Here is a 3,936-nt window from a genome sequence, read left to right as displayed (position 1 = left end):
CCCGCTGTGGCGCTACGGCCTCAACTCGCTGCTCGTGGCGTCCCTCGCGGTCGTCGGCACGCTGGGCTCCAGCCCGCTGGCCGCGGGCTATCACATCGAAAAATCGAGATCGGCTTCGATGTGATAGGCCAACGTCCATGAAAAGCGGGGCGGACCCGGCCCGCGTCGCGTCAGCTGGTTACCCGCGACCGGGTCACGCGTCACCGGCACCGGTCAGGTGACGCCTCAGCCGGTGCCGGTCGGGTAATCGGCGGAGGCGGCGCGCGGCGGCGGCGAGCGGCATAGCCTGGAGGCATGGGCGCTATCGCGGTACTGCGGCCACTGGCGCTGGGCGTCGCCACCGGCATGCGTTCCCAGCTCGGCCTCGCCGCGCTGGCGGTCGCCGTGCAGCGGCGTGGCAAGGGGCGCGGCCGGAAGTCCGGGTTGTCCCGGCTGGTGCAGACGCAGGTGCTGGCCAGTCCGGCGGTGCGCAAGAGCTTGGTGGCCACGGCCGCGGGTGAGCTGGTCGCGGACAAGCTCCCGGCCACCCCGAGCCGGCTCAACAAGGGTCCGCTGCTGGCCCGCCTCGCGCTGGGCGGCCTGGCCGGCGGCGTGATCGGCTGGTCCGACGACCGCGGGCTGCGGCGTACGCTCGCCGGCGCGGTGCTGGGCGCGGCGGGCGCCGGTCTGGGCGCGTACGGCGGGCACCACGTGCGGGCCATGCTGGACAGCCGCACCAACGTGCCGGACCGGTACTGGGCGATAGCCGAGGACGTCACCGCGATCGGGCTGGCGGCGTTCGCCGTCGCGGTGACCGACGACGCCGACACCGCTGCGGCCGACGCGCACCACGTGCTGGAGGCCGCGCTGCCCGTCTGATCCGGACGGCTGACCCGCCGCGGCGTCGGGCGGCGGAGCTAGTCGAGCAGCCAGGTCAGGGTCTGGCGGCCCGGCGGCAGGACCGCCACCACGACGACCAGGACGGACAGGACGGTGCTCGCCAGCAGCGCCCACCACCGGCCCCGCGCGGCACGGATGAGCGGCGACGTCAGCCGCACCGCCGCGTCCAGCGCGGCGACCGCCGCGATGAACGGCGCGAACAGCATCGTGAAGGTGGCCAGCCGCGCCACCGGCAGCCAGCCGCCCGGCCACACCTCGACGTTGCCGGTGTGCCCGTCGCCCATTTCGGGCAGGTAGAGGCGGCCGGAGAAGTGAGCCGCGCGCGCCAGCGCGATGCCGAGCGCGAGAAAGTACGCCGCGGCCAGCGCGAACTGGAGCCGGGTGCTCGTCCGGCCGGTCGTCTCCGTGGTGGCCGGGCGGGGAGAGGTGGTCACGGACGTCGATCGTAGCCGTGGTCACCCCGGGTGGCTGCCCGCTGCGCGTGACGGCGACGATCAGGTGCGGTAAGGAGTCAACCCCGATACGGTACTGTCTGCGCATGGCCGAGCAGCGATTCCACACCGGTAGCCACGACCTGCCCGTATCGGCGGCGCTGGACGAGTTCATGCGCACGGGGTGGCTCGACTCCGAGCACCACGACCTGCCCCGGGCGGAGGTGGCCGCGTGGACGCCGGCCCGCCGCGCGGCGCTGCACCGCGCGTTCCCCGGGCACCGGATCGTGGTGCCGGCGGGCACGTTCCGGGCGCGCTCCAACGACCAGGACTACCGCTTCCGGGCGCACTCGGCGTACGTGTGGCTCACCGGCGACCAGTCCAGCGACGGCGTGCTCGTCGTCGAGCCGGACGGCGACGCGGCGCTGTACCTGCGGCCCCGTTCGGCCCGCGACAACGGCGAGTTCTTCCGCGACCGCCGCTACGGCGAGCTGTGGGCGGGCCGCCGCCCGACGCTGGGGGAGAGCACCCGCGCGCTGGACGTCACCACCCGCCACCGCGACGAGCTGGCCGCCGCGCTCAAGCCGGACACCCCGACGCTGGTGCTGCGCGGCCTGGACACCGAGGTCGACACGACGGTCGCGCCGTCGTCCGGCGACGCCGAGCTGAAGGCGGTGCTCGCCGAGCTGCGGCTGGTCAAGGACGCGTGGGAGATCGCCCAGCTCGAGGAGGCGGTCGCGATCACCACCCGCGGCTTCGAGGACGTGGTGCGGGCGCTGCCGCAGGCGAAGGCGACCTCGGAGCGGCTGCTGGAGGGCGTGTTCTGGCAGCGCGCCCGGCTGGAGGGCAACGAGGTCGGCTACCACTCGATCGTCGCCGCCGGGGCGCACGCCGCGACGCTGCACTGGATCGACAACGACGGCCCGGTGCGCGACGGCGAGCTGCTGCTGCTCGACGCGGGCGTGGAGACGCACAGCCTCTACACCGCCGACATCACCCGGGTGCTGCCGATCTCCGGTCACTTCACGCCGCTGCAGCGCGACCTACACGAGCTGTGCCGCAAGGCCAACGACGCCGCGCTGGCGGCGCTGGTGCCGGGCGCGGCATACCGGGACTTCCACCGGGCGGCGATGCGGGTGTACGCGTACGGCCTGGCCGATCTCGGCATCCTGCCGGTGTCGGCGGAGCAGGCGCTGGACGAGGACAGCGGCCTGTACCGGCGCTGGACGCTGTGCGGCTCGGGCCACATGCTGGGCCTGGACGTGCACGACTGCGCGGCGGCGCGGGCGGAGAACTACCTGGACGGCACGCTGACCCCGGGGCACGTGCTGACGGTGGAGCCGGGCATCTACTTCCAGCCCGACGACGGGCTGATCCCGGCCGAGCTGCGGGGCATGGGCTTCCGGATCGAGGAGGACCTGCTCATCACCGAGACCGGCTACCGGATGCTGTCCGACAGCCTGCCGCGCACCGCGGCCGACGTGGAGTCGTGGATGCACCGGGTGGCTTCTTAACAGTTCGTTCACAGGTCCGCAATGGACACGGGCGGTCAGCATGCTGACTGCGTGACAGGCACTTCACGGGGGACTGTGGGTGCACGCCGTCACTCGGCGTGATCATCCGTCCCCAGTGAAAGCGAGCGCCTGTGAAGACACTCCGGCGGACCCTGTCCGCTTCGGCGGCGGCACTAGTGCTGTCCGTGTCGATGCTGCCCGCACCGGCGTCGGCGAGCGGCGGCCTGCACGCCGTCGACCTGGGCACACTCACCGGCACCTGCTGCAGCGTCGCGTACGACATCAACGACCAGGGCGTCGTGGTGGGGGCGAGCCAGGTCGGCACCGGTGAGAACCCGCCGGAGCGGGCGTTCCGGTGGCGCGCCGGCACCATGATCGATCTCGGTACGCTGGGCGGCCCGAGCGCGTCGGCGCAGGCGGTCAACAACAACGGCTGGGTCGTCGGCTACAGCATGCTCGCCGATGGTGTCACCACGCACGCGTTCCTGTGGCGTCCCGGCCACGGCATGACCGACCTCGGCTCGCTCGGCGGCGACAGTATCGCCGTCGACGTCAACGACTCGGGCGTGGTCGTCGGCTACTACGTCGACGACGCGCAGCTGCACGGCTTCCGCTGGGCCAACGGCGTGCTGACCGAGATCACCACCACGTCCGGCCTGCCGTTCGTCCCGTCCGGCATCAACCGGTACGGCATGGTCTCCGGCACCGCCGAGGACCAGCCCGCGACGTGGAAGGCGGGCGCGGTGCGGCTGTACGGGCTCACCGGCGCCGAGGGCACCGCGATCAACGACAACGGCGACGTGGCCGCCGTCACCGGCTATCCCTACTACGTGCCGTTCGTCTGGCGCGCGAGCGACATGAACGAGCCGCTGTTCACCCCGGCGGGCACCCTGTTCGCGGGCACGAGCGACCTCAACGAGGCACGCCACGTGGTCGGCTGGCGGCAGGACGCGGCCGGGGTCCGCGCCGTGTTCTGGTCGCCGACGGGCACCCCGCACCTGCTGCCGGGCCTGGTCCCGGGCGCGCAGTCGCAGGCGCACGCGGTGAACAAGCACGGCCCGCTCCCAAACGATGGACTCGCCATCGCGCAACAGGACGTAGCGGCCCAAGTG

The 3,936-nt window shown here is 73.0% G+C and carries 4 protein-coding genes; 3 read left to right on the top strand and 1 reads right to left on the bottom strand.

Annotation, left to right across the window (positions count from 1 at the left end; all coding sequences use genetic code 11):
• Positions 1-294 precede the first annotated feature (294 nt).
• Positions 295-858: a hypothetical protein gene (locus tag AB0J67_RS39730; protein WP_363490772.1), complete on the top strand. Its 564-nt coding sequence runs from the start codon at positions 295-297 to the stop codon at positions 856-858.
• 38 nt (positions 859-896) lie between these two features.
• Here AB0J67_RS39730 and AB0J67_RS39725 read toward each other — a convergent pair whose 3' ends face one another.
• Positions 897-1,313 carry a hypothetical protein gene (locus tag AB0J67_RS39725; RefSeq protein WP_363490770.1) on the bottom strand — a complete coding sequence of 139 codons (417 nt, stop codon included), beginning with the start codon at positions 1,311-1,313 and terminating at the stop codon, positions 897-899.
• A gap of 104 nt (positions 1,314-1,417) precedes the next feature.
• Here AB0J67_RS39725 and AB0J67_RS39720 point away from each other — a divergent pair, with 104 nt between their 5' ends.
• Both AB0J67_RS39720 and AB0J67_RS39715 read left to right on the top strand, forming a co-directional pair.
• The gene (locus AB0J67_RS39720; protein ID WP_363490768.1) at positions 1,418-2,824 is read left to right on the top strand and encodes an aminopeptidase P family protein; all 1,407 of its coding nucleotides are present in this window, start codon (positions 1,418-1,420) and stop codon (positions 2,822-2,824) included.
• A 131-nt stretch (positions 2,825-2,955) separates the two neighbouring features.
• Positions 2,956-3,936: hypothetical protein (locus tag AB0J67_RS39715; RefSeq protein WP_363490766.1), on the top strand; the 981-nt coding region annotated here is incomplete at its 3' end.

This window comes from Catellatospora sp. NPDC049609, from assembly GCF_040675365.1.
Lineage (GTDB): Bacteria > Actinomycetota > Actinomycetes > Mycobacteriales > Micromonosporaceae > Catellatospora.
Note: the sequence above shows the minus strand (reverse complement) of the source record. Positions and strands in the feature narration are given on the sequence as shown.

Coding starts and splice junctions, on each gene's coding strand:
- AB0J67_RS39730 (WP_363490772.1), top strand. CDS start 295: ATGGGCGCTATCGCGGTACTGCGGCCACTGGCGCTGGGCGTCGCCACC.
- AB0J67_RS39720 (WP_363490768.1), top strand. CDS start 1,418: ATGGCCGAGCAGCGATTCCACACCGGTAGCCACGACCTGCCCGTATCG.